The organism is Chryseobacterium tructae, assembly GCF_030409875.1.
GTDB lineage: Bacteria > Bacteroidota > Bacteroidia > Flavobacteriales > Weeksellaceae > Chryseobacterium > Chryseobacterium tructae.
Genome location: NZ_JAUFQR010000001.1, coordinates 2,575,103 through 2,598,458 on the forward strand (window position 1 = coordinate 2,575,103; position 23,356 = coordinate 2,598,458).

General features: G+C 35.9%; 24 protein-coding genes, 1 pseudogene and 1 riboswitch. Of the genes and pseudogenes, 13 read left to right on the forward strand and 12 right to left on the reverse strand.

All coding sequences use genetic code 11. The annotated features are described in order from the left end of the window. Nucleotides 1-34 precede the first annotated feature (34 nt). Complete coding sequence (gene msrB / locus QWZ06_RS12740) at nucleotides 35-520, reverse strand: peptide-methionine (R)-S-oxide reductase MsrB (RefSeq protein ID WP_290301352.1); 486 nt, start codon at nucleotides 518-520, stop codon at nucleotides 35-37. Nucleotides 521-649: 129 nt separating this feature from the next. Between msrB and QWZ06_RS12745 the strand changes: the two genes are divergently transcribed. The 4 genes from QWZ06_RS12745 to QWZ06_RS12760 are packed head-to-tail and all read left to right on the forward strand — an operon-like array spanning nucleotide 650 to nucleotide 3,166. Then, a complete protein-coding gene (locus tag QWZ06_RS12745) occupies nucleotides 650-1,219 on the forward strand; it encodes an RNA polymerase sigma factor (protein ID WP_290298506.1) in 570 nt (189 codons plus the stop codon). 1 nt (nucleotide 1,220) lies between these two features. Then, nucleotides 1,221-2,042, forward strand: a complete 822-nt coding sequence (locus QWZ06_RS12750; protein ID WP_290298508.1) for an anti-sigma factor — start codon at nucleotides 1,221-1,223, stop codon at nucleotides 2,040-2,042. 48 nt (nucleotides 2,043-2,090) lie between these two features. Continuing rightward, nucleotides 2,091-2,669 carry a Crp/Fnr family transcriptional regulator gene (locus QWZ06_RS12755; protein ID WP_290298510.1) on the forward strand — a complete coding sequence of 193 codons (579 nt, stop codon included), beginning with the start codon at nucleotides 2,091-2,093 and terminating at the stop codon, nucleotides 2,667-2,669. A gap of 59 nt (nucleotides 2,670-2,728) precedes the next feature. Continuing rightward, a complete protein-coding gene (locus QWZ06_RS12760; protein ID WP_290298512.1) occupies nucleotides 2,729-3,166 on the forward strand; it encodes a GNAT family N-acetyltransferase in 438 nt (145 codons plus the stop codon). A gap of 250 nt (nucleotides 3,167-3,416) precedes the next feature. Here QWZ06_RS12760 and metE read toward each other — a convergent pair. Beyond that, nucleotides 3,417-5,488, reverse strand: a pseudogene (metE, locus tag QWZ06_RS12765) (5-methyltetrahydropteroyltriglutamate--homocysteine S-methyltransferase). Further along, nucleotides 5,463-5,595: riboswitch (cobalamin riboswitch) on the reverse strand. (Overlaps the previous pseudogene by 26 nt.) A gap of 189 nt (nucleotides 5,596-5,784) precedes the next feature. On the opposite strand from metE, the gene QWZ06_RS12770 reads away from it, so the two are divergent. The 3 genes from QWZ06_RS12770 to QWZ06_RS12780 all read left to right on the forward strand — a co-directional run bounded on the left by QWZ06_RS12770 (nucleotide 5,785) and on the right by QWZ06_RS12780 (nucleotide 7,822). Continuing rightward, nucleotides 5,785-6,246, forward strand: a complete 462-nt coding sequence (locus QWZ06_RS12770) for an Lrp/AsnC family transcriptional regulator (RefSeq protein ID WP_290298513.1) — start codon at nucleotides 5,785-5,787, stop codon at nucleotides 6,244-6,246. A gap of 95 nt (nucleotides 6,247-6,341) precedes the next feature. Beyond that, a complete protein-coding gene (locus QWZ06_RS12775; RefSeq protein WP_290298515.1) occupies nucleotides 6,342-6,584 on the forward strand; it encodes a hypothetical protein in 243 nt (80 codons plus the stop codon). A 446-nt stretch (nucleotides 6,585-7,030) separates the two neighbouring features. Beyond that, nucleotides 7,031-7,822 (forward strand): XRE family transcriptional regulator, encoded by a 792-nt coding sequence (locus QWZ06_RS12780; RefSeq protein WP_290298517.1) that lies wholly within the window; start codon nucleotides 7,031-7,033, stop codon nucleotides 7,820-7,822. Nucleotides 7,823-7,931: 109 nt separating this feature from the next. Here the strand turns inward: QWZ06_RS12780 and QWZ06_RS12785 are convergent, their stop codons facing one another. From QWZ06_RS12785 to QWZ06_RS12795, 3 genes are all read right to left on the reverse strand, one after another. Then, nucleotides 7,932-9,326 carry an alkaline phosphatase gene (locus QWZ06_RS12785; RefSeq protein ID WP_290298518.1) on the reverse strand — a complete coding sequence of 465 codons (1,395 nt, stop codon included), beginning with the start codon at nucleotides 9,324-9,326 and terminating at the stop codon, nucleotides 7,932-7,934. Between the two features lie 77 nt (nucleotides 9,327-9,403). Continuing rightward, complete coding sequence (locus tag QWZ06_RS12790; protein ID WP_290298519.1) at nucleotides 9,404-10,603, reverse strand: GTP-binding protein; 1,200 nt, start codon at nucleotides 10,601-10,603, stop codon at nucleotides 9,404-9,406. 7 nt (nucleotides 10,604-10,610) lie between these two features. Continuing rightward, entirely contained in the window at nucleotides 10,611-10,949 is a 339-nt protein-coding gene (locus QWZ06_RS12795) for a MerC domain-containing protein (RefSeq protein WP_290298521.1), read from the reverse strand. Between the two features lie 89 nt (nucleotides 10,950-11,038). On the opposite strand from QWZ06_RS12795, the gene QWZ06_RS12800 reads away from it, so the two are divergent. Continuing rightward, nucleotides 11,039-11,431 carry a Fur family transcriptional regulator gene (locus tag QWZ06_RS12800; RefSeq protein WP_290298522.1) on the forward strand — a complete coding sequence of 131 codons (393 nt, stop codon included), beginning with the start codon at nucleotides 11,039-11,041 and terminating at the stop codon, nucleotides 11,429-11,431. A gap of 20 nt (nucleotides 11,432-11,451) precedes the next feature. Here QWZ06_RS12800 and QWZ06_RS12805 read toward each other — a convergent pair whose 3' ends face one another. Beyond that, complete coding sequence (locus tag QWZ06_RS12805; protein ID WP_290298523.1) at nucleotides 11,452-12,318, reverse strand: helix-turn-helix domain-containing protein; 867 nt, start codon at nucleotides 12,316-12,318, stop codon at nucleotides 11,452-11,454. A 154-nt stretch (nucleotides 12,319-12,472) separates the two neighbouring features. Between QWZ06_RS12805 and QWZ06_RS12810 the strand changes: the two genes are divergently transcribed. Next, nucleotides 12,473-13,741: a M24 family metallopeptidase gene (locus QWZ06_RS12810; RefSeq protein WP_290298524.1), complete on the forward strand. Its 1,269-nt coding sequence runs from the start codon at nucleotides 12,473-12,475 to the stop codon at nucleotides 13,739-13,741. Between the two features lie 183 nt (nucleotides 13,742-13,924). Here the strand turns inward: QWZ06_RS12810 and QWZ06_RS12815 are convergent, their stop codons facing one another. Continuing rightward, entirely contained in the window at nucleotides 13,925-14,407 is a 483-nt protein-coding gene (locus QWZ06_RS12815; RefSeq protein WP_290298526.1) for a hypothetical protein, read from the reverse strand. Between the two features lie 212 nt (nucleotides 14,408-14,619). On the opposite strand from QWZ06_RS12815, the gene QWZ06_RS12820 reads away from it, so the two are divergent. Then, nucleotides 14,620-15,591 (forward strand): alpha/beta fold hydrolase, encoded by a 972-nt coding sequence (locus QWZ06_RS12820; RefSeq protein ID WP_290298528.1) that lies wholly within the window; start codon nucleotides 14,620-14,622, stop codon nucleotides 15,589-15,591. 126 nt (nucleotides 15,592-15,717) lie between these two features. Here QWZ06_RS12820 and QWZ06_RS12825 read toward each other — a convergent pair whose 3' ends face one another. Continuing rightward, the gene (locus QWZ06_RS12825; RefSeq protein WP_290298530.1) at nucleotides 15,718-16,221 is read right to left on the reverse strand and encodes a GNAT family N-acetyltransferase; all 504 of its coding nucleotides are present in this window, start codon (nucleotides 16,219-16,221) and stop codon (nucleotides 15,718-15,720) included. A 155-nt stretch (nucleotides 16,222-16,376) separates the two neighbouring features. Here QWZ06_RS12825 and QWZ06_RS12830 point away from each other — a divergent pair, with 155 nt between their 5' ends. The 3 genes from QWZ06_RS12830 (at nucleotide 16,377) to QWZ06_RS12840 (ending at nucleotide 17,937) form a co-directional block, all read left to right on the forward strand. Continuing rightward, nucleotides 16,377-16,880, forward strand: a complete 504-nt coding sequence (locus tag QWZ06_RS12830; protein ID WP_290298532.1) for a hypothetical protein — start codon at nucleotides 16,377-16,379, stop codon at nucleotides 16,878-16,880. 283 nt (nucleotides 16,881-17,163) lie between these two features. After that, nucleotides 17,164-17,727: an IS110 family transposase gene (locus QWZ06_RS12835; RefSeq protein ID WP_290298534.1), complete on the forward strand. Its 564-nt coding sequence runs from the start codon at nucleotides 17,164-17,166 to the stop codon at nucleotides 17,725-17,727. A 21-nt stretch (nucleotides 17,728-17,748) separates the two neighbouring features. Further along, complete coding sequence (locus tag QWZ06_RS12840; RefSeq protein ID WP_290298536.1) at nucleotides 17,749-17,937, forward strand: transposase; 189 nt, start codon at nucleotides 17,749-17,751, stop codon at nucleotides 17,935-17,937. A gap of 393 nt (nucleotides 17,938-18,330) precedes the next feature. Here QWZ06_RS12840 and QWZ06_RS12845 read toward each other — a convergent pair whose 3' ends face one another. The 4 genes from QWZ06_RS12845 to QWZ06_RS12860 form a co-directional block, all read right to left on the reverse strand. After that, the gene (locus tag QWZ06_RS12845; protein ID WP_290298538.1) at nucleotides 18,331-18,558 is read right to left on the reverse strand and encodes a hypothetical protein; all 228 of its coding nucleotides are present in this window, start codon (nucleotides 18,556-18,558) and stop codon (nucleotides 18,331-18,333) included. A gap of 227 nt (nucleotides 18,559-18,785) precedes the next feature. Continuing rightward, entirely contained in the window at nucleotides 18,786-19,628 is an 843-nt protein-coding gene (locus tag QWZ06_RS12850; RefSeq protein ID WP_290298539.1) for a sulfite exporter TauE/SafE family protein, read from the reverse strand. Between the two features lie 41 nt (nucleotides 19,629-19,669). After that, nucleotides 19,670-20,305: a precorrin-2 dehydrogenase/sirohydrochlorin ferrochelatase family protein gene (locus QWZ06_RS12855; RefSeq protein WP_290298540.1), complete on the reverse strand. Its 636-nt coding sequence runs from the start codon at nucleotides 20,303-20,305 to the stop codon at nucleotides 19,670-19,672. A 4-nt stretch (nucleotides 20,306-20,309) separates the two neighbouring features. Next, the gene (locus QWZ06_RS12860; protein WP_290298541.1) at nucleotides 20,310-23,183 is read right to left on the reverse strand and encodes a TonB-dependent receptor; all 2,874 of its coding nucleotides are present in this window, start codon (nucleotides 23,181-23,183) and stop codon (nucleotides 20,310-20,312) included. Nucleotides 23,184-23,356 lie beyond the last annotated feature (173 nt).

Consider the following 23,356-nt stretch of genomic DNA (forward strand, 5'->3'; position numbering starts at 1 on the left):
AAAAAAAATGAAATTTTATTTAATTTGCTGAAAATCAGTTATTTATTTTTTTTATTGGAACAAAGTCTAGACAGATGGAATTCATACAGAATCGATTTCCAGTCGGTTTTGGGCCATCTTCGAAAATATGTCCCAGATGAGAACCACATCTGCCACATAGAACTTCTGTTCGGATCATATTGTAAGAAGTATCTTTTCTGTAGCTAACGCTGTTTTTACGGATGGGTTGGTAAAAAGAAGGCCAGCCACAAGTTGTTGCAAATTTGGAAGTAGAAAGAAATAGAGCGTTTCCACAAACGGCACAATAATAAGTTCCTTTTTCATCAAGCTCATAATACTTGCCTGTAAATGCAGTTTCTGTGGCGCCTTCCCTTGCTACCTGATAGAGTTCCGGTTTTAAGATCTTTTTCCATTCCGAATTACTTACTCTCAGCGGGGTTTCAGCAGTATTCGAGTAATAGGGATTTTTAGTTTTAAAATGATCTGTTTGTGCTTTATATTCTCCAGCTCCAGCTGTCATACAGCATATTAATACTAGTTTTGATATTATATTTTTCATAATTGCTTTTTTTTAATTTTTATCTTAATATCATATACGTAATAAAAGAATATTCGGATTTTGTTGGGGATATGATTTATTTTATTACATTTGGATAGAAAAATAAAAGCTATTAAAACAACCTGTTCAGAAGAGGAACTTATCGTTTTACTAAAAGAAAAAAACGAAAATGGTTTTCATTATCTATATGACCACTACTCTGGTGCGTTGTATGGGGTTGTTCTTCGTATTGTTCAGTCTAAAGAATATACAGAAGAGATCCTCCAGGATGTTTTTGTTAAAATTTGGAATTCCATTCATCAATATGATGCTTCTAAAGGAAGGTTTTATACCTGGATGATCAATATTGCTCGTAATACAGCAATTGATTATTTGAAATCTAAAGGATTTCAGAACGAACTTAAAAACCAATCACTTCCCGATTTCGTATATAACACTGCAGAGCTTTCAACACAGAATAACTCATCCGATTATATTGGATTTAATAATGTGCTTGAGGGGCTTGAAGTTGACAAGCAGGAACTTATTAATCTTGCTTACTATCAGGGATATACCCAGCATGAAATATCCGAGAAACTGAAGATACCGCTGGGAACTGTAAAAACGAAAATGCGGAATGCATTGATGAAATTAAAGGATTTGTTAAAAGATTATCAATAAATTGAACACTAAAGAATACATATCATCCGGAATTATAGAATCTTATATTCTAGGCCATGCTTCTCCTGAGGAAGCGGGTATTTTGGAGTGTGTGATGAAAAATAATGCCGAAGTGAAAGCTGCTTTTGAAGAAGCACAAGAAACTTTGGAAACTTTGGCTACTGCTCAAGCTGTAGCTCCTCCAAGTGATCTGAAATCTAAAATTTGGAACACCATTCAGGAGAAACAAACTGTAGCAGAGGAAAGCATTTCTATTCCTGTAAGTACTTCCGTTTCAAAAGATGAGGAAGAAATTAAAATTAAAAGAGAAGCGCCAGGGAATATTAATTGGAAAGCGTACACGATGGCCGCTTCCGTTTTATTCCTTGTAAGTATAGCTGGAAATTTATTTTGGATGAATAGCCAGTCTGCAACGAAACAGGAAATGACAAAACTGACAGCAGAAAAACAATCTCAGGATGCTGCTATGAAAAAGATGGATCAGAAGCTGAATATGTTCTCTAACCCAGATATGCAAATGGTCATGTTAAAAGGGGTAGAAAAACATCAAGAGGCCAAGGCCATGGTTTTTTGGGATAAAAAGACAAAAGAAGTTTATCTGAATGCTGAGAATCTTCCCAAAGCACCTACAGGTATGCAGTATCAGCTTTGGGCTATTGAAGACGGAAAACCTGTAAATGCAGGAATGTATTCTGAAGATAAAGATAGCCAGATTGCATTAGCTACCATTTCAAAAGCGCAGGCTTTTGCTATCACTCTTGAAAAAGAAGGCGGAAGTATCGTTCCTACTATGGAAAATATATATGTAATGGGAGGAATATAAGCGTCTTATTTTAATATCCATATAAAAGCTTTTTATTATTTTTAAAGAATGCTTTTAGAAAAACTACTCAAAGAGTTCAATGTCGATGTCAATACGTTCAATTCAGTTGATTCTGAACGATTTGATCAGTATTTTGAACGTATTTTGATTAAAAAGAATACATTCCTTATCAAAGAAGGAGAATTAGAAAAATACAGCTATTTTATTTTCAATGGAATAGCACGTTGCTGGACTTTAAACCATAATGGTGAAGAACAAACATTCTGGTTTTGTAAGGAAGGTACATTTTCTTTATCTAATATTTCTTTTACCTTGCGGGAAAAATCAACGTTCAATGTTCAAGCTCTTACAAACTGTGAGATTTATAAAATAGATCAGGATCATGCAGCTAAGTTATACCATGCAATTCCTGGATTAAAAGCTGTCTTTGAAGGTTTGACAGCCAGATTGTTGGATAAACTTTTAACCCGAAATATCAATCTGATTAAATATTCTCCTGAACAGTATTATTTACAAATGATGGCAGAATTTGGTAATGCCTTCAATGATATTCCCTTAAAAGATATTGCTTCGTATTTAGGAATTACTCCACAGGCATTAAGCAGGATAAGGAAACGGATTTTTTAACCCAGGTTCAGTGTTGGGTGCTTATAAAGTACGACTTTTGTTACTCAAAATTTATGATAATGATTAGAGAAATAAACAAGGCAGATTATCCCCAGCTTATGAGAATATGGGAAAGTTCCGTACTCAGCACCCACGACTTTTTGAAAGAAGAAGATTTTAACTACTATAAAAAAGAGATTCCTGGATATTTTGAACACGTTACCTTGTTGGGTTTTGAAGAAAATGGTGCTTTAATCGGGTTTATGGGAGTAGCTGAAGGAAATCTTGAAATGCTGTTCATTCATAACGATCATCGCGGGAAAGGAATTGGTAAAAAGCTGATTCAGTATGGAATTGATCATTTAAAAGTGACCAAAGTGGACGTCAATGAACAGAATGAACAGGCCGTTGGCTTTTATCAGTACATCGGATTCCGTATTCTGGAAAGATCAGCATTAGATGGGCAAGGTAAAGAATACCCTATTTGCATATGGGTTTATAAGATTAAAGCTTCTTAAGGCGGATCAGAACTAAAAGTTACGAACAGAATGCTTTTTTAGAAGCAAAGAACGGAATCAACGAGGTTGATTCGATGAAATTCGCTTAATCAGAATCGATTTACAATCGATTCCTTCTCTTAGCTTACTTAAAAATAATGTACACTTTATATAAAACTTTGCGTTAAAAAATTTATACGGTAACTCAGAGAAATAATAGCAAAAAGCATCCGAATTGGATGCTTTTCGATTTCTAAGAGACTGGAAATAGTTAAGATGCATATTCTACAGAAGCTTCTTTAGCAGCAGCAACCATAGCAATTAATGCTTTTTCCGTTTCTTCCCAATGTCTGGTTTTTAAGCCACAGTCCGGATTGACCCAAAGCTGACTGGAAGGAATTACATCCTGAGCTTTTTTCAGGAGTTCAACCATTTCTTCCTTAGATGGAACTCGCGGTGAATGAATATCATAGACACCTGGACCAATCTCATTAGGATATTTGAAGTCTGCAAAAGCATGTAAAAGTTCCATCTGAGACCTTGAACATTCAATAGTAATCACATCAGCATCCATATCCGCAATATTCTTAATGATGTCATTAAATTCAGAATAACACATATGTGTATGGATTTGAGTCGTATCTTCTACTCCACTTGCTGAGATCTTAAACGCTTGCACAGCCCATTTCAGATAATTCTGCCAATCTGTTTTTCGCAATGGAAGACCTTCACGAATAGCTGGTTCGTCAATCTGGATAATTCTGATTCCCGCCTTCTCCAGATCCTGAACTTCATCGCGAATGGCCAAGGCAATTTGCTTACAGGTTTCGGAACGAGGCTGATCATCACGTACAAATGACCATTGCAAGATGGTAACAGGCCCTGTTAACATCCCTTTACCCATTGATTGGTTTGAGACTGAGCATATTGAGACCAGTATACTGTCATCGGTTCAGGTCTGGAGACATCTCCAAAAATGATTGGTGGTTTTACACAACGACTTCCGTAGCTTTGAACCCAGCCGTTTTTAGTGAAGGTAAATCCTTTCAATTGCTCTCCGAAATACTCCACCATATCGTTACGCTCATATTCTCCATGAACAAGAACATCAATTCCAATGTCTTCCTGCCAACGAATGGTTCTCTGGGTCTCTTCTTTTAATAAAGTATCATATTGCTCTGCAGTAAGCTCTCCTTTTTTAAATTTAGCTCTCCAGCTTCTCACTTCAGCAGTCTGTGGAAATGATCCAATGGTTGTTGTAGGAAATAATGGAAGTTGTAGTGCCTTTTGTTGCGCTTCCTTACGGATATTGAATAGATTTTTTCTTTGTGAATCTGCCTCTGTTACAGAATTTGCTCTTTGTTTTACACTTTCATTATGAATGAGTGAAGATGTTTTTCTGTCTGAAACCGATTGTTTATTCTCCTCAAAATCCTGAAGAATATTTTGATCTGAAGCTCCTGAAACTAATTCTTTAAGCGTTACTACTTCTTTTACCTTTTGTTTGGCAAAAGCCAGCCAGTTTTTGATTTCAGCAGTAAGGTCGGTTTCAAAGTCTAAATCGCATGGTGAGTGCAGTAAAGAACACGACGGAGCAATGAAAACTCTTTCAGAACCTAATTTTTCAATTGCTTTTTGGATGATGGATAAAGATCTTTCATAATCATTTTTCCAGATATTTCTTCCATCTACCACTCCAAGAGATAAGCTTAAGCTTTCTGGAGTAGAATGAAGGACATCTTCAAGCTGTTCAGGGTTTCTTACCAGATCAATATGCAGAACATTTACAGGAAGTGATGCAGCAAGGGGTATATTGTTTTTTAACCCTTCAAAATAAGTGGTTACAATGAATTTCAGCTTTGGAAATAGTCTTCTAAGTTCGGCATAAGCAAAAGTATACACTTCTTTTGCTTTTTCAGTGATATCTAAAGCTAAGAAAGGTTCATCAAACTGAATCCATTCAGCACCCTGACTTTGTAATTTTGATACAATCTCAATATAGACCGGAAGAAGATTGTGAGCAAGATCCAGTTTATCAAATCCTTCTTCTTTTTCCTTTCCTAAAAGTAAATAAGAAACCAAACCGATAATCACAGGTTTTGCATTAATTCCTGCTTGCTTTGCTCCTGCAAATTCATTGAAAATTTTATCTGAAGTAAGCTTGAATTGTTGATTTTTATAAAACTCAGGAACAATATAATGATAATTGGTATCAAACCATTTGGTCATTTCCATGGCGGTGATATCCAATCCGTCTTTCTGATAACCTCTTGCCATAGCAAAGTAAAGATCCAGTTCAGAATTGTTCTTTTTAAGAGCTACTTCATGATAACGAGTAGGAATCGCACCTACTACAAGGCTCATTTACTTACAGTTGCGCGACAGCTCGTGATTCTCACACGATTCCCTATTAATCTACCTTAAGTAAAACCTTTCCTGTTTGATGAAGATTGTAAAGAACTGATCTTTTAACAAAATTAACTTTGATAAAAGATTTTAATTTTGTGTAAAATTACTAATCCAGAATATATTAACAATAGAAAGGTTTTTATTCGGTTGAATAATCTTTTTAATTTTGTTTTTTTAGAATATAATTCTGTAAATTCGAATGATTTTTAAACTTAAAAGAATAATATTCTGTGGAACATCTCGATGATAAGGATATAAAACTGCTGAAATTGCTTCAGAACAATGCAAAACTGACAGTTAAAGAGCTTGCTAAAGAAATTAACCTCTCTCCTTCCCCCGTTTTTGAAAGAGTAAAAAGACTGGAGCAGGAAGGTTTCGTGAAAAGGTATGCTGCTATTTTAGATGCAGAAAAGCTTAACCGTGGATTTACGGTATTTTGCCAAATCAAATTAAAGATCCATGATCGTTCTGTAGGCTATGATTTTGTAAAAGAAATTCTGGAAATTGAAGAAGTGGCAGAATGCTACAATATTTCCGGTGATTTTGATTTTCTGTTAAAAGTTCAGGTTCGGGATATGAAACATTATCAGGATTTTGTATTTAATAAGCTCGGTTCTGTAGATTCTATAGGAAGTACACACAGTACATTTGTAATGGCTGAAGTAAAGAATAATCAGGGTTTGACTTTGTAAAATAAAAAAAGCCGCTCTATTGTTAGAGCGGCAATACTTTTTTAACTTTTAATGGGGTTGCTGATTAGCAAGTAGAACCACACTCTAATAATTTGATGTGGATTACACCATTAACTACACACTGTGTTTGGCATAAAGCGTTTCCTACAACGGTACCTACACCGCCGATAACTCCACCTACTGTAGATCCTACACCGGTAACAACACCTCCAACGATAGTACCTACTCCTCCAAGAACGCCACCAACAACGCCTCCTAGACCTCCTAGTAAACCTCCGATTGGATCAAGTAATCCTTCTCCTGAAATTGATTTAGTTCGTTTCTGTCTAGTTTTTTGAAATTTTTCATGATTAAAATTTTATATGATTAATACATAGCAAATATATGATAATTAATAATAAACTTATATTATTTTGAATAAAATAATTAAACAATTTTATCATTTAATATTTCGTTAATATAAATGGGTAATATTAAAAATATCGTTTTTATTTGTATCTGATTGATTTACTAAATTTTAAAAAACATATTTCAAATTTTAAATTTTAGAGTTAATATTTTCAATGGAAATGAACTTTTTTATGGTTAATATTTAATATTTGTTAAAATGAGGTTTTTGATCTCAAAAATGAAGGCTTAAGCCGGAAAAAAGAACGTCTTTTTAAGCTAGTTTCGTTAGCTTTAGTTAAGGAATGATAAAATTCTCCAAATTTTAGGGTAAAAACTGCTCTGATTATTGATAGCGGGGAGCAAAATTTGTATTTTTGTGGACATACTTCTATCAATGTCAATTTTTTCAAATAATATACGCTCTCTAAGAGCCAAGAGAAAGCTTTCTCAACAAAATGTAGCTGATGACCTTGCGATCTCCAGAGTGAGATATTCTAAATACGAAAATGGAATCTCGGAACCTCCTATGGAGCTTCTTATAAAAATCGCCAAGTATTTTCATGTGAGTATAGATTTGCTGCTATCAGTGGATCTTCAGAAATATTCAACAGAAGATATGCTAAAGCTTCCGGATAACAGAATTGTTCTTCCTGTAGCTGTAGATGATCTTGGAAATGACACCATAGAAATTATTCCACAAAAAGCTTCCATGGGATATTTGGAAGGATATAGTGATGTGGGATATATTGAAAGTCTTCAGCGTATTGCCCTTCCCTTTTTAAATAATGGAAAATACAGAGCATTTCCGGCAGATGGAGATTCGATGCCACCATTCAGAAATGGCTCCTATATTGTAGGAAAATATGTAGAGGGAATTGATGAGTTGAAACCTGGAAAAACTTATGTTTTCATTACTCAAAATGATGGGATTACCTATAAACGTTTTAAGGAAAATAAAGGAAATGCAATTTCTGTAAGTGCAGATAATTCTTTCTATGAACCCTATGATATTCCCTTTGAAGATATTGTGGAAATCTGGCAGTATGCTTCAGGAATTTTCCCTGAAGATTTTGAACCTGGAGATTATGAAAGCTATAATTTCAAGGAAATGTTCCGGGAACTAAGACAAGACATTAAAGAACTGGATAACAAAGTTTCTATACGCCGTAGAAAGTCTTCAAAATAAACGAATTGGTTACGTCATATTACAAAGCAAACAGGCTCTTCAAAATGAATTGGAGAGCCTGTTTTAAAACCAGCTAAAATGTAAAATATGATGTTAAAATACGTTCTGTTTATACAGGAGATGCTCTCAGCATGAGATCATGTAAATCTGTATTTTTAAGGTAGGGCTGTAGATACTGACTCCCTGGTCCATAGGCTGCCACTTCTACATAATCTCCTGAATGATCCATACTGATCCAGCCTACCGAATTCCGGCTTTTCTGAATTTCTGAATACAGTTTAAATGGCAGTTTTTTATAATTGTAAAGTCCTTCTTCTTTTTCCAATCCACTGTAGAAACTTTGCAAATGTTTGGCTTCATCATCATTCAAAACCAACATATTGGCTTCATATATCCAGTCTTTAATATCTTTAATGGAGTGATCTTTATGAATTTTATTCAGGATATACTCATTGGTGTATTGATAAGATGAGATGCTATTGAAGTTTTTTGTGGCGTCTTTTCCATAAATTGTTCCGGGATTGGCATTTCCATGATCTGTTGTGATAATTACCAGGGTATTTCCATCTTTTTCAGCAAAATCCATTACTGCTTTTACCGCTTCATCAAATGCCAGTTGATCATGAATCAATGCTGCAATATCATTGGCATGGGCTGCCCAGTCTACTTTTCCGCCCTCTACCTGAAGAACAAAGCCCTCCGTATGATCCTTCATTTGATTAATAGCCGCAGTGGCCATTTCTGCTAAAGTCGGTGTATTTCTAAATTCAGAAAGGTGAGTTCTGTCAATACTATAAGGTAAAGCTCCTGTATTGAAAATTCCTAATATCTTATCTCCTTTTTTAATGTTTTTTAAATCTGCACGATCTTTCAAAACTTGATAATTCTTTTTTCTATAAGTGGAATAGAGATCTTTTTGGTCTTCTCTTTTTAATGGATTAAAAAACTCATCTCCGCCTCCCATTAAAACATCTATTTCTAATTCGGCATACATTTCAGCAATTTGAGGCTCTGCATTTCTTTTTGAGGAATTAACACAAAATCCTGCAGGAGTAGCATGTGTTACGGTAACAGTAGTCACACATCCTGTCTTTTTTCCGGCTTTTTTATATTGCTGCCATATTGGAAAATGGTTTTCACCATTCGCTCCCTTATTTAATACTCCGTTTTGCACTCTTATCCCGCCTCCAAAAGCTGAACTGGCCGCTGCAGAATCTGTAACAATTGAACTTGCAGAAGCAGTATCCATTAATGCCCGTGAAACTTTTTTGTGGTGATATAAACTGAGCCAATGACTGTCTTTTCCCAATATATTCCTGGAATAAAGATCGGCCATTGAAAGGGTTCCCAAGCTCATTCCATCACTGATCATGAATATGATATTTTTGGCTTTTCCGATTCCGGAAGATTCGGTAGTTCTTTTAGAGCTCCAAAGTTCAGATGGTGACAAGGACAATAACCCTGAAAGCAAAACTGAACCTTTTAGAAATTTTCTTCTATCCATATATTGTATCAATAAAGCGCTAAATTATAGGATGTTTTTGTTTAAAGAAACAAAGTTGCATTAACAAATGATTAATTTTAAATATGCTCAGGAAATGGGTCTTCAAAATCTGCTTTTCGGTCAAATAATTCTTTTTCATGATCGTTAATTAAGCAATGCGTAAGGCCTTGCAATATCTCTTCCTTATTAAGATATTGTCCAATGAAAACCAGTTCATTGATTCTGTCACCCCAATTTTTATCCCATCTGTTTTCGATAAATTCCTGATTTTCTATAAAAGAAGGATATTGTACCCTATGGCTCATAGGCATACTACTCCACCAGACTCCTGCTTTCTCTAAACGAAATGAACCTCCTGCCTGAGAAAAGTTGAGAGCATCGCCAGGTCTGGAAGCTAACCAGAAAAGTCCTTTGGCTCTTAATATACCTTCAGGATAATGATTAAGATATTCCCAAAGTCTTTCCGGATGAAATGGTCTTTTATCCCTGAATACCAAAGAACCTATTCCGTATTCTTCTGTTTCTGGAGTATGATGGCCGGATTGCAGTTCTTTTTGCCATCCTGCTGAGATTTGTGCTTGTTCAAAATCAAAAAGTTTTGTGTTTAAGATTTGTTGTGGATTAATTTTGCCAAATTCTGATTCCAAGATGCTGGCACCAGGATTTAGTTTTTTAAGTGCAGATTTTAAAAATCCAAGCGTTTCCTGATCAATCAAATCTGTTTTATTTAAAATAATAACATTGGCAAATTCTATTTGGTCAGTAAGAAGATTCACAATGGTACGGTAATCTCCATCGATATCAGTCAGGTGACGATCCATCAATCGTTCATGGGAAGCAAAATCTTTCATGAAATTAAAACTATCTACTACTGTTACCATAGTGTCTACATAGCTAAAGCGAGAAAGGTCTATTCCACTTTCTTCATCAATATAAGTGAAGGTCTGTGCTACAGGAATAGGCTCACTGATGCCTGTACTTTCGATCAAAAGATAATCGAAGCGGTTTTCATGAGCTAAGCGTTCTACTTCTACCATGAGGTCTTCTCTTAAAGTACAGCAAATGCATCCGTTACTCATTTCTACCAGCTTTTCTTCCGTTCTTGAAAGGGTATTTTGATTTTCTACCAGTCGTGCATCAATATTAACTTCACTCATATCATTGACAATGACTGCTACTTTTAAACCTTGTTTATTATGAAGGATATGGTTTAATAAAGTCGTTTTCCCAGCTCCTAGAAAACCACTAAGTACTGTTACAGGGAGTTTCTTTTTCATGCCTTCTTTAGTGTTTATGGTTCTTAAAGTTGATAATATGTGCCGTAATTAATCCTGCTGCGCCTATATAGATTAAAGGCAGATGAATTTCAAATAGTAAATCAATCAATATTGAAACAGCAATGAATCCAAGCGAAATCCAGAATAGAATTTGTAACCAATTATTGCTCACTTGCCTGGTTTGTCTGTATACAACAAGGGTTCCGATAATAAGAAACGTCAGATCGATATAGGGATTATGCGAAATTCCTAAGGGAATGATAAGCAACAAAGGGAAGACAATACAATGAATCAGGCATAACACTGCGGCTGAGATTCCTACTGCATCAAGAATTTTAGACTTCATAAAAAGATTAGGATTTAAATTTGTTATTGTAACTTTGTTGCAAATGTATAGATAAAAATTTAAATAACGCAACTTTGTTGCATTAAAATATGAGACAAGTTAGAAATACCCACGCCAAAACTGAAATTTTAAGCCTTATTAATGGTTCTGATGTGGCTTTAAGCCATTCTGATATTCAGAAACAACTAGGTGATCTGTGTAATAGAGTGACCATTTATAGAGTTTTAGAAAGGCTTGAAAATGAGGGCGCTATTCACAGGATCGTTAATGTGGATGGTGTTGTCAATTTTGCAAAGTGCAGCGGGAAATGTAGCCATGAGCAACATTTTCATAATCATGTTCATTTTAATTGTAAAAAATGTCATTCTGTAACGTGTATTGAGAATGCAATCCCGGAAATTAGTTTACCTGAGCATTTTATTGCTGAAGAATATAACTTTATCATCAGTGGGGTGTGTCCAAAATGTACAATGAAGGCATAAATAAGGTTCACATCCCTACTTTAATTTCCTCTGTATGCAGAAGGTGTCATGCTGGTGTATCTTTTGAAAAACCTACAAAATAGAGATGACTCGGCAAAATTTAGTACATCAGTAATTTCCATTACTGACAGATTGGTTGTTTTCAATAAAGATTTGGCCTGTGCAATAACTGCTTCATTGATCCAAACAAGGATAGACTTTCCTGTCTGTTTACGTATTATTGTAGTCAGGTATTTACTGGTTAGATGCATTTTCTGCGCATAGAAGGAAACAGTTCTTTCTTCTTTATGATGATGTTGTAACAAATCAAAAAATACAGCTGTTAATTCTGTTGCTCTTGTATGCTTTTGATCCTGTTCACCCATCGTATTATATTCATCTTTTATTTCTGCCAAAAGGGCTAACAACAGGAATTGAAGTATCTCTGCCTTACTCCTGCTTTCTTGTCTATAATAATGTGTAGAAATACTTGTATGATGTTGTTTGAAGATCTCAAAACTTTTATCATTTAATTTGATACAGGGTGTTTGCTTTATTTCGTGAAAAAATAGGTAATTATTCGAAAGAAGATCTCTGGAAATAAAATCAGGATCGAAAAAAATCGTGTCTATATGCAGATCTTCAGATACCTCTATTGGTTCCATCATGGAACCGGGAAGTACAACCATGAGAGTATAAGGTTCTAATAGTCTTTTCTGAAAATTTATTTTTAGTTCTGCCTTTCCTTTTATACAGATGGCGCAGATAAAGCCATTGACAGTATGCGGATAATTTGTTAATCCCTTTCGTACTGAATCTTCTGTTTTGTTTACCACAATTCCTTCTACATTCTGCAATCCTATTTTTTCAGATACATAAGGTATACTGTAATTTTCAACATCTCTCATTCTTTCAACAACGTAAATTAAATGTATGTAAAGAAGATATTTATTTTCCAATAAAACAAACGTATTGCACATTTATTCGTCTTCCGAGATAATACCTTTCGATCACCGATCCGCTTACTTTGCATCAGCTTTACTAATTAATAAAGATTGAGTTATGAAAACAAAAATGGAAATACCATTGCCTTTATCATTGAAAGAACGTGATCGCCGTTGGGATATTGCACGCATCATCATGAGAAAAAATGAACTGGACACTCTTATTATTTACGGAGACAGAGAATCTGCGGCACCTGCCCCGTTTTGTATGGATCATTATTTTACCAATGACAGACTTGGGTCTGTTGTGATATTTCACAAAGATAAAAAGCCAATTGTAGTGACTTTTGCTTCTATGATGGTAGCAGATCATATGCAGGCTTCCCTTCGTGGAGATCAGCAATGGATTAAGCCTGAACAAATCTATGTTGGTAAAACCGGGTTCAATATTGGAAATATCCTTAAAGAAAAGGGACTTTCAAATACCCCTAAGATTGGAATAATCGGCTTGGAGCCTTATCCGCCTTTTTATTTTGATGGAGCGCTTCCCCATCGTACATGGAAAGGTATCATGGAAGCCTTTCCCAATGCTGAAATAAAGTCCGTTTATATGGATTTTTTCAAACTGACTGCTCCAAAAAGCGATGAAGAGCTGGCTTTAATCAGACATGCTGCCCATATTGGGGAAGCAATGAGTGAAGCAATGCGGATCACAGTTAAACCCGGAGTAAGTGAAGCTGAAGTAGCTGCTGCTATTACTTCAGCCTGTATTTCAAGGGGAGGATTTACGGCTGAAATATTAATGGGGTCAGGACCTGAATATATTGGATGGGGACCGCCTGCCTGGCAATATCGGTCACAGTTGCCCCGAATCATTAAAGAAGGAGATATTGTTTTGTCTGAGATCTTTGCGCTATATGGTATGTACGAAACTCAGCATCAAGCAGCGGTGGCAGTTGGAAATATACACCCAAATCTTGAACGTGCAGCGCTTGTCGCCCGTGCGTGTTATGAAGCGGGAGTTGATATTTTAAAATCGGGAAAAACTTTTGGAGAAGTTGTTGATGTCATGGAAAAACCACTTTTAGAAGCTGGCGGATGGCATGTGCATCCTTTGATACATAGTCTAAACCCTTATGGTCCGATTGGATTTGGAACAGCTCCGGGGATAGAAATATTACCACAAGCTGCCCAATACGGAAATGTGGGTCGGTTGCCTAATCCCGGCAGAGATTTAGTACTGCAGGAAGGAATGTGTTTTGCCTTTGAGCCCAATTGTGCTTTTGGAAATCATCTTGTCAATGTTGGGGGAACTGTACTTGTTGGTAAAGATGGAGGGATTGAACTCAATACCAACTCGACCCGTCTGATGAGAGCAGAATATTGATAAAGATCCCAAAAGGGGAAAATTTTTCTATATATTTAGAATGGGCACGAGTGCACAAATAAAATAATTAGTGTATTCGTGACAATAAAATAAAAGTGTCATAAAGACATAAAAAACATACTTATTGAGCATAAAAAAGCCTCCTTAAAACTATTTAAAGAGGCTTTGTTTTTTTAATATTTACTATAAAGGAGAGATATAAACTTCTATTTTAGTTCCATCATAATTGAATGTTCCGTCGGAATTTATTTTTCCAAGAACCCATTTCATATCTACCGGTACAGACCATGCAGAACCTAATGAAAATCCATTAACGGATCTGATCTCATTTCCGTTTCCTGTTGTAATGGCTGAATGAAACCATGTTTTATCAATAGGTCTGTAAAAGCCAATGGCTTTTCCTTTGGGAATCGGAGAATACCCATCCCATTTTTTTCCTGAAGAATAATTGAAGGTTTCTAACCATTTTTGACCTGAAGATCCCGCCAATTGATCCGGACTAATGCTGGCTCCTCTCATATACAAAGCATATGCAACCACATCGTGGCAAACTCCATTGCTGTACTTTGAAATATTTTCTGCTCCTGAAAGAACGGCATGAGCTACAGGAGCTCTTTCAGATAAAGATAACTGAGCCTTCCTGGCTCCTTCTGGTGTTACTGACATATTAATGTGATTTGTTTGGTTACTGTAAATATAAGCTTTTTAAAATTAATTGAAAATTCAGATTGATTAACAGATTATTAGGTATCCATCACCATTTATGTATTGGTTGGCGGATTTCTTTCTCTATCTTCAGGTTCGATTTAAATTTCTTTCCAATTATTCAAATGATCTTTCTAACTTAGTCTTTATAATCAATTATATAGACTTTAATTATGAGGCATTCATTTATATCATTTATTGCTTTATTATTTTCAATTATAATGTTCGGACAGGGTCAAAAACCCGGGGATGAATATCGTGAAGCAAGAGAGATCATCAAAGATCTGGATTCTATAGTAAATCCAAATGGAATTCAGGAGAGATATAAAGTTGTTATCGGTGGTACTAAACAATGGGTATATGCTCGTGGGCAAAATAAGGAAAATCCGGTGATTTTATTTGTACATGGTGGCCCGGCCTCTCCTATCGCTCCGGTGATGTGGATGTTTCAGAGACCTATTGAAGAATATTTTACGGTAGTAAATTACGATCAGAGAGCGTCTGGAAAAACATATAATGCTAATGATACACTAAGTCTCAAGAATACGATTAATATTAATCAATATGTAGATGATGCCATAACACTTGCCGAATTGATTAAAGAAAAATATAAAAAGAAAAAGGTTCTCCTCATAGGACATAGCTGGGGAACAATTATCTCAATGAAGGCGGCACTGAAAAGACCGGATCTGTTCTATGCTTACGTTGGAATTGGACAAATTATTAATACCAGGGATAATGAACGTTTGAGTGTCGATTTTGCAGTAAAAGAAGCTACCCGACTGAAAAATGATAATGCTTTAAAGGAACTTGCCTCAATAGCGCCCTATCCGGGAAATACTCCGATTACCAGACAAAGAATCATTATTGCAAGGAAATGGCCTCAATATTATGGTGGTCTTACGGCTTACAGAAATAATTCCAGGTACTTTTTTCAAGCTCCACTATTATCTCCGGAATATTCCTATGATGATGCGGAAGCCATCGGAAAAGGAAGCTTATTTACTCTTTCAAAGTGCTTCCTGAGTTTCTTGGTGCAGATTTCAAGAATGTTAAAACATTTCCAATTCCGGTCTTCATGTTTATGGGAAGGCATGATTATACTACTCCATCAGAACCTACGGCACAATGGCTTCAGAATGTAAAAGCTCCTTTTAAAAAGGGAATATGGTTTGAGAATTCAGCCCATATGATTCCTTTTGAAGAACCTGGGAAAATGCTGGTCACTTTATTGAATGATGTTCAGCCTGTCTGTAAATAACAGCAATTTTTTATACATCCAGTTGGAAAAGTCCCATGGTCGCATTGTGATAATGATCTGGGCGACCTTCAGTATCCGTCATCTTCTTATCTCCTAAATAGGTAAATCCACACTTTATGTAGTAATCTGTTAAGCGTTGATTTCCTGCAGTGGTATCCATTCTTACATATCGTTTGCTGTGCTGGGAAGCAAATTGTTTTGCCCATTCCACGATTTGTTCTACAAACTTTTGGCCACGGAAGTTAGGATTGGTAGCAATTCGGTGTATATAAATAGCCGGATCTTCATTTTTTTCCGCCCAAACCTGGTGATCATCGAAGGTAATACTCCAGACACAAGCCACCTGTTCATCTACTGTAATTTTAAAATGACGAGTTTCATTGATTTCATTTTCAATCATATCTCGATCAAATTCCGGCCATTGTACGCCAGATACGGTTTTCTTAAAATCAGAAGCCATTTTGTATAAACCAAGGACTGCCTCCATATCCTGCAAAGAAGTATTCACTATCATTATTCCTGCTTATGGGACAAAGTTACGAAAAATGCATGGTAGTATTTCCTTATTGTTATTCAGAATGGGTATAAATACCGTTTGATTCTATCTTCTGCATTGGGTGACATTAATAAAAATACTATTTTTATCGGCCGAAAAAGAAAAGACTAAATATGCCGACTGATGCTTCCCATAAGCTGATTCCGATGACAACCTTTGTGCTTGAATATTATGCCCACGAAGGATATGCCGATCTTCAAACCTTGAGTTTGATGAATAATTATGCCAATTTTTTAAAACAATCCCTTACATTGGGAATGTTTGTCCCTGTAGACCCTGCAGGGAATGTATTGAAGGAGCCTAAAAATTACACTTCATGGAAATCATTGGAGCATAACGACAGCGATGATGAACGCACAGATATGGCTGGTTTTGAGGAATACGGCGAATATCAGAAAGCAGAGCGCAACTGTATGTTTGAAGGTTTCAGGGTAGATTATAACGGATACTCAAAGGTAAGGATTGTGGCTTCTTACGATACTTCTATAGAATTATCATTCAATAAAAATGATCTGATTCCGGTAGGTTTCAACGATTTGGAATCGCTTACTGTTTTTGATGATATCTTTTTGACTTTTAATGCCTTGAGGGTTATTGGAATTAAGGATAGAAAATAGACAGTCTTAAAACGTCAATACACAAATCCGATTATCTAATTTTTACCATTTATTTATGTAAAAGCTATGTTCCCTTTAGTTTGTAAAAAGAAATTAAGTTTACAAAATAAAAGCATTCACAAGAAACAGGGTGAACCATTATGTGTCCAAGGATTCGAGGCCTATACATAGATTATGAACCCTGTTTCTTTGAGAATAAGGTCATTATAGAAATTTAGGTTCGAGACCTATTATCAAGGGCTTAGACACGATTCTCAATGTGAATGATAACCTCAAAAAAGTTATGAGACAAAAGTACGTTATCGGCATTGATATTTCCAAATCAAAATTAGATTGTGCTATAATGGATTCTGAGTATAAGATCCAATGTGAGCAGATCATTCCCAACACAGAGAAAGGAATATCTTCATTTTTGAAAGGTATTTTAAAGCTTCTGAAAATAACCAAAGAAGACCTTTTGATTTGCTGCGAAAATACTGGAATTTATAACCGACCATTAGAGAAGTTTTGTTCAAAATCAGAGTATCTGCTTTGGGTGGAACATCCTGTTAAAATCAAAAAAGCAGCCAGTGATTTAAGAGGAAAAGATGATCGAAAAGATGCCAGAAGAATTGCAGAATACGCTGTTCGCTATCACGATAAAATAATGCCTTATGAGGAATCAGAGGAAGTTATACAACGAATGAACGTGCTGGCTAAATCCCGTGATACTTTACTATTGCAAAAAACGGCTTTGGAAAATCAATTAAGGGAAGCCAAAAGTCACGATGTGTATGTGTTTAAGCTATTGACCCAAGCCTTTTCAAAAACGCTGAAAACTCTTACCACATCTATAAAAAAACAATAGAAAAATCAGCTTTCAGAACTTATGGAAATCCAAGATGAGATTAAGAAAAAAACAAAGAACTTTTTGATTTCCATTCCTGGAATCGGAACTCAATGTGCTCTTAATTTGATCATCATTACCAATAACTTCAAATCGTTTGATAATGCTAAACACCTTGCTTGTTATGCAGGAGTTGTTCCGTTCAAAAAAATCAATCAGGAACCATCGTAAAAAAAAAGAACGTGTATCGAAAAATGGCGAATCAAAAAAACTGAAAAAAAGCTGCTTCATTTATCTGCCATGGCAAGTATACGAGCAGACAAGGAATTAAAGACCTATTTTTCTGAGAAAAGTAGAAGAGGGTAAAAATAAAATGAGTGTTCTTAATGCTATAAGAAACAAATTAGTACATCGAATAATGGCCGTAATCAAACGAAAACAGCCATTTTTTCCAAAAGAAGAATTTTTATCAATAAAAAACACTTATAATACTTGCTTATTAACATAGAAATCTATGTGGTGAAAAAATTAAACCACATAGGCACATAGATGCTTACAAAATCATTTTTAATAACAAAAAAACCTTTATCTACGCTGGACAAAGGTTTTTTATTTAAATAATTTTTATCTTACACATTCACCGGAACGGCATTGATACCCTGATGGACACAATCCATTGATACAAGGTCCAGCAATATCCGGATAACATTTTTCATCCGCTCTGCAATGGGAATTGGGTGGACATAAACCAATAAGATTTCCGATGCAGATTCCCACAGGAAGAGGCAAATTAATCTCGATACCAATCTCTCCGGCAATGTTCTTTAACGTTTTTCTGTTTAATTTTTTCATGAGTTTAGTTTTAATGTAAGCCAAAGGTAATTATACTTTTATGGAGCTTATACAGTACTTTTACTGAATTTATAGGAGGAGGTTGAATGGTTTGAAGATGTGGGCTGGAAGTTATTATTCAACTCACGACTTCTGAAAGTGGGTTAAATAAATATTTAAAAAAAATAAACAAAATAAAAGTCTGTCATTGTTTTTCAGGCTTTAAGAACTTCCAGCTTCAGGCTTCCTTACTTTAAAAAAGATTTGACAATCGTTACCAAACTCATCAGAATAACGACTATTCCTACTACCACAAACATTTTCTTTGTAGGGAGTCTGGAGGTAAGCATTGCGGAAAACGGAGCGGTAAAAACTCCACCCAACAGAAGTCCCAACACAATATTCCAATGATGAATTCCAATAGTGAAAATAAAAGTGACAGCACTTGTAACCGTTAATAAAAATTTGGCAACGGTTGAACTTCCTACCACATACCGCGGAATTCTTCCTTCTTTAATCAGAGTTCCTGTTACTAATGGCCCCCAGCCGCCCCCGGCAAATGAATCAATAAAGCCTCCAACAAATCCCAATAGTCTGAGATTTGTCCTTTTTTTAGCCTTCACACGACCTTTATTTTTATCTTTAAAAGCATTTCTGAGGATGTTGGATCCTAAATATAAGGTATAGCAGGCAATAATCGGTTTTACGATATGGGCATAATGTTCTCCGTAATGAGATAAGGTTAATGCTCCGATGATAGATCCCACGATAGCCAATGGAAATAATACCCAAACCATTTTCTTATTGACATTTCCCAATTTATAATGGCTGAATCCTCCTGCAGCAGTTGTGAAAGATTCTGCAGAGTGAATACTGGCGCTTACAACAGGAGGCGGAACGTTCAATAAAAGCAATATGGTTGTACAGATAACGCCATATCCCATTCCCATAGATCCTGCTACAATTTCAGCCATAAAACCGGCAAACAGCATCCAGTAAAAGATATGGCCATCTTTGCTGAGGAAGATCTGAATGTCATCAGAAAGATCAAACTGATAGACCACAAGACCAAAGATTCCGAAAAGAAGCATAACGCCTATGATCGCCAGATAAATATTGGCTTTTCTCTGAGCTATTTTAGTAATACTAATGAGCTTTTCAATTTCCAGATCAGGTTTTGAAGGAGATAATTTTCCATCAGACAGATATTGAGTCGTAATCTTATTGAGTTCTGTGACTTTGTGGTTAAATATCCTTTCAACTGATTGCGGATGTTCTGCATATTATCTAAGACAAGATCCATTTCATCAGGAATGGTTTCTGTGAATGTCTCTCTGAGCCTTTTAGCAATAGTCGGAGATTTTCCATTGGTTGAAATCGCAATTTTAAGGTTTCCTTTTTTAACAATGGAACCTAAATAAAAATCACACAGATCAGGTTTGTCTGCAATATTGACCAATACATTTTTTTGATGGGCTGCTTCACGAATCTGTGCTGCTAATTCAATATTATTTACTGCAATAATGGCTACATCGGTATCATTAAAATCATCATTATTATAAGGTCTTTCGTACAATTTTATATTGGGATATTTATGCTGTAAAGTTCTTACTTCAGAGCTAATTTCCTTGGCCACCAATCTTATAAGAGTTTCTGGAGAATTGCCTAGTACGGATTCCAGTTTTTCAAGCGCAATTTTTCCGCCACCGATGATCAGTAAGGATAAGGTTTCAAGTTTTAAAAATACAGGATATAAGGAATTGCTCATTTCATTACAGTTTTAAGTCATACGTAAAAGCGAGATAATATAAACCTCCGATTTCAGGGCCTGCTGCATGTTGGAAGTAACGTCTGTTCAGTAAGTTGGTGGCTCCAATTTTTACATTTGCGTGAATTTCAGGAATCTTCCAACTAGCCTGGGCATCAATGGTATAGTAAGCTGGAATTTTTCCTGATGCTAAAGGACTTTCCCAATCAAAACCATTCTGCCATCTTGCTACCAGTGTAAATCCAATATTCTTGATAATCTCTCTGTTTCCTATACTTACATTAACCATCCATTTTGGAGTGTTAAAGGCTGTAATAAACAGGTCTGAAGTATTGTTGGAAGCCAGATCGTTGTAAGATACATTGGCATTGACATTGTAATTTTTAATCACATTGTATCGAATCCCCAATGAGCTGCCATAACTTTTGTAAGTGCTGTTGCTGTTGGTATATACTCTGTATCGGTCTTGTTTACTTCTGTCAAGCATCGCCAAAACGGCTGCATTGCTTCCTACCTGACTGTTTTTAGGAACGGCGACTTCCACTTGTCCAAGGAATCCTTCATAGATATTGTAGTAAAAATCCCAGTCCAGAGCCAGTTTATTATTAAAGAATACAGATTTGTACCCTATTTCAAATGAATTGATCTTTTCAGGCTGTAATTTCTGCAGATTGGCCACGGCCAGCAGTTGTTTATTATCCTGAGCAGCCTGACTTTGGTTTTTTCCACCATCTACATCAGCATTCACGGCAGAAGTAAATCTGTCGATGGAAGCAAGAGTATAAGAGTTTTCCAGATATCCTAAACCATCATTCACTTTTGAAAGTCCGCCTACCCTTCTTACATTTCCGTTATTCACAAAGGAAAGGGCTTCAAATAAGGATGGAAATCGGTATCCATTTTGAAAAGACGCTCTGAAATTGTGTTGTTTAACGGGAGAATATACAACGCTTATTCTCGGATTCAGTTTGGCTTCAAATTCAGGGTTTTTGTCGATGCGGAGAGCAGCATTGATTTTTAACTTTTCATCAAAGAAGAGCTTAGTAATCTGGGCAAAAGCTCCGTATTTCTGATAAATCACATCCTTGCCAAAAGTTCCATTGGATAAAGGAATATTTCTTTCATTAACAGGTCTGTTGAAGTCTACAAAGTTGTTCCCATCCGGAGTAATGCTGTACAAACGATAATCTATTCCGGCCAGAAGATTAAAAACTTTTACAAATCTGCTAAGATCATAAGTGAGTTCACCCTGATAAAACCTGGATTTTTGTTCCAGTTTTGCTCCTCCGGTTGCAGGGGCTCCCGCAATTCCTGCATTGGCAGAGTCCCAGTTGTTGATTCCGATGATGGTATTTTTTAACTGTTCAAAAGCTGCGGTTCCGGGGACTACTCTATTTTTGTCAGCTTCACTACGGGCCAGAATAAGAGCGTCATTGAGATTTGTTCCTGCATTCAGGTTATTTTGAAGGCTAGTCTGGAAGATGCTTTTCCAGTTATTGTTGGAAAGATTCGAAAGGTCAAGATTATCAGCCAAAGGTTTCAGATTGTAAGAATCTCCTGTATTTTCTATAGAAACATAAGCTCTGAACGTCAATTCTTTTCCGGTAAGTTCTACTTTATGGTTTTGTACAGTAGCATTTTGCAAACGGATTTTATTTCCTCTCTGAAAAGTTCCGTCCAGTAATCCGTAGCGATATACATAAGAAGCTTTCCATTGATCTCCAAAACGGTAATATAATCCGGCATCGAATTTTATATTCTTTACTTCCGGGCTTACCAGGTCTTTTTCCAGATATCCGGTTCTGGAAACATTGAATGTGGTGGGTTTTCCATTATAATCTACTTTTACCGCTACTCTATTGTTTCTTTCATCGCCATACTTGTTCCAAAGGTCTTCCGCTGGATTATTGGCTAAAGAAAAATTGGGGTTGGCGGTAATTAAGGAATTGGAGTTTTGATCAGTCTGATTATCTGAAATCCAGTCTACACCTGTAAAATAAGAAGCATTCACTTTAACGGCAAAGTTTTTGTGAAATACTTTGGCAAATCTGATGGCACTTTCCCCCAGAGAACTGATCTTATGATTGAAATTATCCACATGATTTACTCCGCCCCGAAAATACACACTTACTCCTTCAGAGGTAAAGGGATCTTTGGTCTGTAAACTTGCAAGGCCATTGATAGCATTCATTCCATACAATGCGGAAGCGGCTCCCGGAGTGACTTCCATAGATTGGATATCCAGTTCTGTAGGCCCAATAGCATTTCCTAATGGAACTCCTAATGTAGCAGACTGCACATCTACACCATCTACCAACTGCATAAATCTGAAGTTATTAGGAGAATTGAATCCTCTGGAATTGGGGATTTTCAAGGTAAGGCTGGATGTTAAAAGCTGTAACCCTTTTACGTTTTCCAGGGTTTCATAAAAAGAGGCAGCCGGACTTTCGCGGATGGTTTTGATATCAATCTTTTCAATCGCGATCGGAGATTTTAATATTTTTTCAGGAATACGAGAGGCAGAAATAACTACATCATCAATAATGGTATTCTGAGGGTTAAGCCCAATGGTAAGTTTATTGGAAAGCGAAAGGATCTCTACAGTCTGGCTGGAAAAGCCATCTTTATTGATAATCAGTCGGAAAGGAATGGTAACTCTTGTTCTGATCTTAAAATTACCGAGTTGATCTGTTGATGTGGTATCCTTTGTATTTTCAATCTGTACTTTTACAGCATCAAGTCCTTTTTGGGTTCCTGTATTTCTGATGATTCCACTGAGCTCTATAAGCTGTTGTGCTTCTGCCAAGTTGCAGAATAAAAGTGTAAATACTATAACTCCTGTTTTAGGCAGGAAATATCCCTGTCTTTTGTTTTTCATTGTTCTTCTATTTTAGGTGAGGATGAATGGAGCTGTTTGAAACTTTTATTTTTAACCACAAAAGGCACAAAAGTTATTATTTTAAACACTTTATTTCACTTAAGAAGTTTAAAATGCTGCAGTATAAAAGTTCACATAAGATGAAAATCATAGATTTTCATAAAACTAAAGTG

Excerpts from the sequence above, each read along its gene's own strand:
- QWZ06_RS12785 (WP_290298518.1), bottom strand. The coding sequence starts at position 9,326 with ATGGATAGAAGAAAATTTCTAAAAGGTTCAGTTTTGCTTTCAGGGTTA.
- QWZ06_RS12800 (WP_290298522.1), top strand. The coding sequence starts at position 11,039 with ATGAGACAAGTTAGAAATACCCACGCCAAAACTGAAATTTTAAGCCTT.
- QWZ06_RS12825 (WP_290298530.1), bottom strand. The coding sequence starts at position 16,221 with ATGATAGTGAATACTTCTTTGCAGGATATGGAGGCAGTCCTTGGTTTA.
- QWZ06_RS12805 (WP_290298523.1), bottom strand. The coding sequence starts at position 12,318 with ATGAGAGATGTTGAAAATTACAGTATACCTTATGTATCTGAAAAAATA.
- QWZ06_RS12840 (WP_290298536.1), top strand. The coding sequence starts at position 17,749 with ATGGAAATCCAAGATGAGATTAAGAAAAAAACAAAGAACTTTTTGATT.
- QWZ06_RS12775 (WP_290298515.1), top strand. The coding sequence starts at position 6,342 with ATGTGGATTACACCATTAACTACACACTGTGTTTGGCATAAAGCGTTT.
- QWZ06_RS12810 (WP_290298524.1), top strand. The coding sequence starts at position 12,473 with ATGAAAACAAAAATGGAAATACCATTGCCTTTATCATTGAAAGAACGT.
- QWZ06_RS12820 (WP_290298528.1), top strand. The coding sequence starts at position 14,620 with ATGAGGCATTCATTTATATCATTTATTGCTTTATTATTTTCAATTATA.
- QWZ06_RS12860 (WP_290298541.1), bottom strand. The coding sequence starts at position 23,183 with ATGAAAAACAAAAGACAGGGATATTTCCTGCCTAAAACAGGAGTTATA.
- msrB (WP_290301352.1), bottom strand. The coding sequence starts at position 520 with ATGACAGCTGGAGCTGGAGAATATAAAGCACAAACAGATCATTTTAAA.
- QWZ06_RS12835 (WP_290298534.1), top strand. The coding sequence starts at position 17,164 with ATGAGACAAAAGTACGTTATCGGCATTGATATTTCCAAATCAAAATTA.
- QWZ06_RS12855 (WP_290298540.1), bottom strand. The coding sequence starts at position 20,305 with ATGAGCAATTCCTTATATCCTGTATTTTTAAAACTTGAAACCTTATCC.
- QWZ06_RS12780 (WP_290298517.1), top strand. The coding sequence starts at position 7,031 with ATGTCAATTTTTTCAAATAATATACGCTCTCTAAGAGCCAAGAGAAAG.
- QWZ06_RS12830 (WP_290298532.1), top strand. The coding sequence starts at position 16,377 with ATGCCGACTGATGCTTCCCATAAGCTGATTCCGATGACAACCTTTGTG.
- QWZ06_RS12790 (WP_290298519.1), bottom strand. The coding sequence starts at position 10,603 with ATGAAAAAGAAACTCCCTGTAACAGTACTTAGTGGTTTTCTAGGAGCT.
- QWZ06_RS12755 (WP_290298510.1), top strand. The coding sequence starts at position 2,091 with ATGCTTTTAGAAAAACTACTCAAAGAGTTCAATGTCGATGTCAATACG.
- QWZ06_RS12795 (WP_290298521.1), bottom strand. The coding sequence starts at position 10,949 with ATGAAGTCTAAAATTCTTGATGCAGTAGGAATCTCAGCCGCAGTGTTA.
- QWZ06_RS12850 (WP_290298539.1), bottom strand. The coding sequence starts at position 19,628 with ATGCTTCTTTTCGGAATCTTTGGTCTTGTGGTCTATCAGTTTGATCTT.
- QWZ06_RS12815 (WP_290298526.1), bottom strand. The coding sequence starts at position 14,407 with ATGTCAGTAACACCAGAAGGAGCCAGGAAGGCTCAGTTATCTTTATCT.
- QWZ06_RS12760 (WP_290298512.1), top strand. The coding sequence starts at position 2,729 with ATGATTAGAGAAATAAACAAGGCAGATTATCCCCAGCTTATGAGAATA.
- QWZ06_RS12845 (WP_290298538.1), bottom strand. The coding sequence starts at position 18,558 with ATGAAAAAATTAAACAGAAAAACGTTAAAGAACATTGCCGGAGAGATT.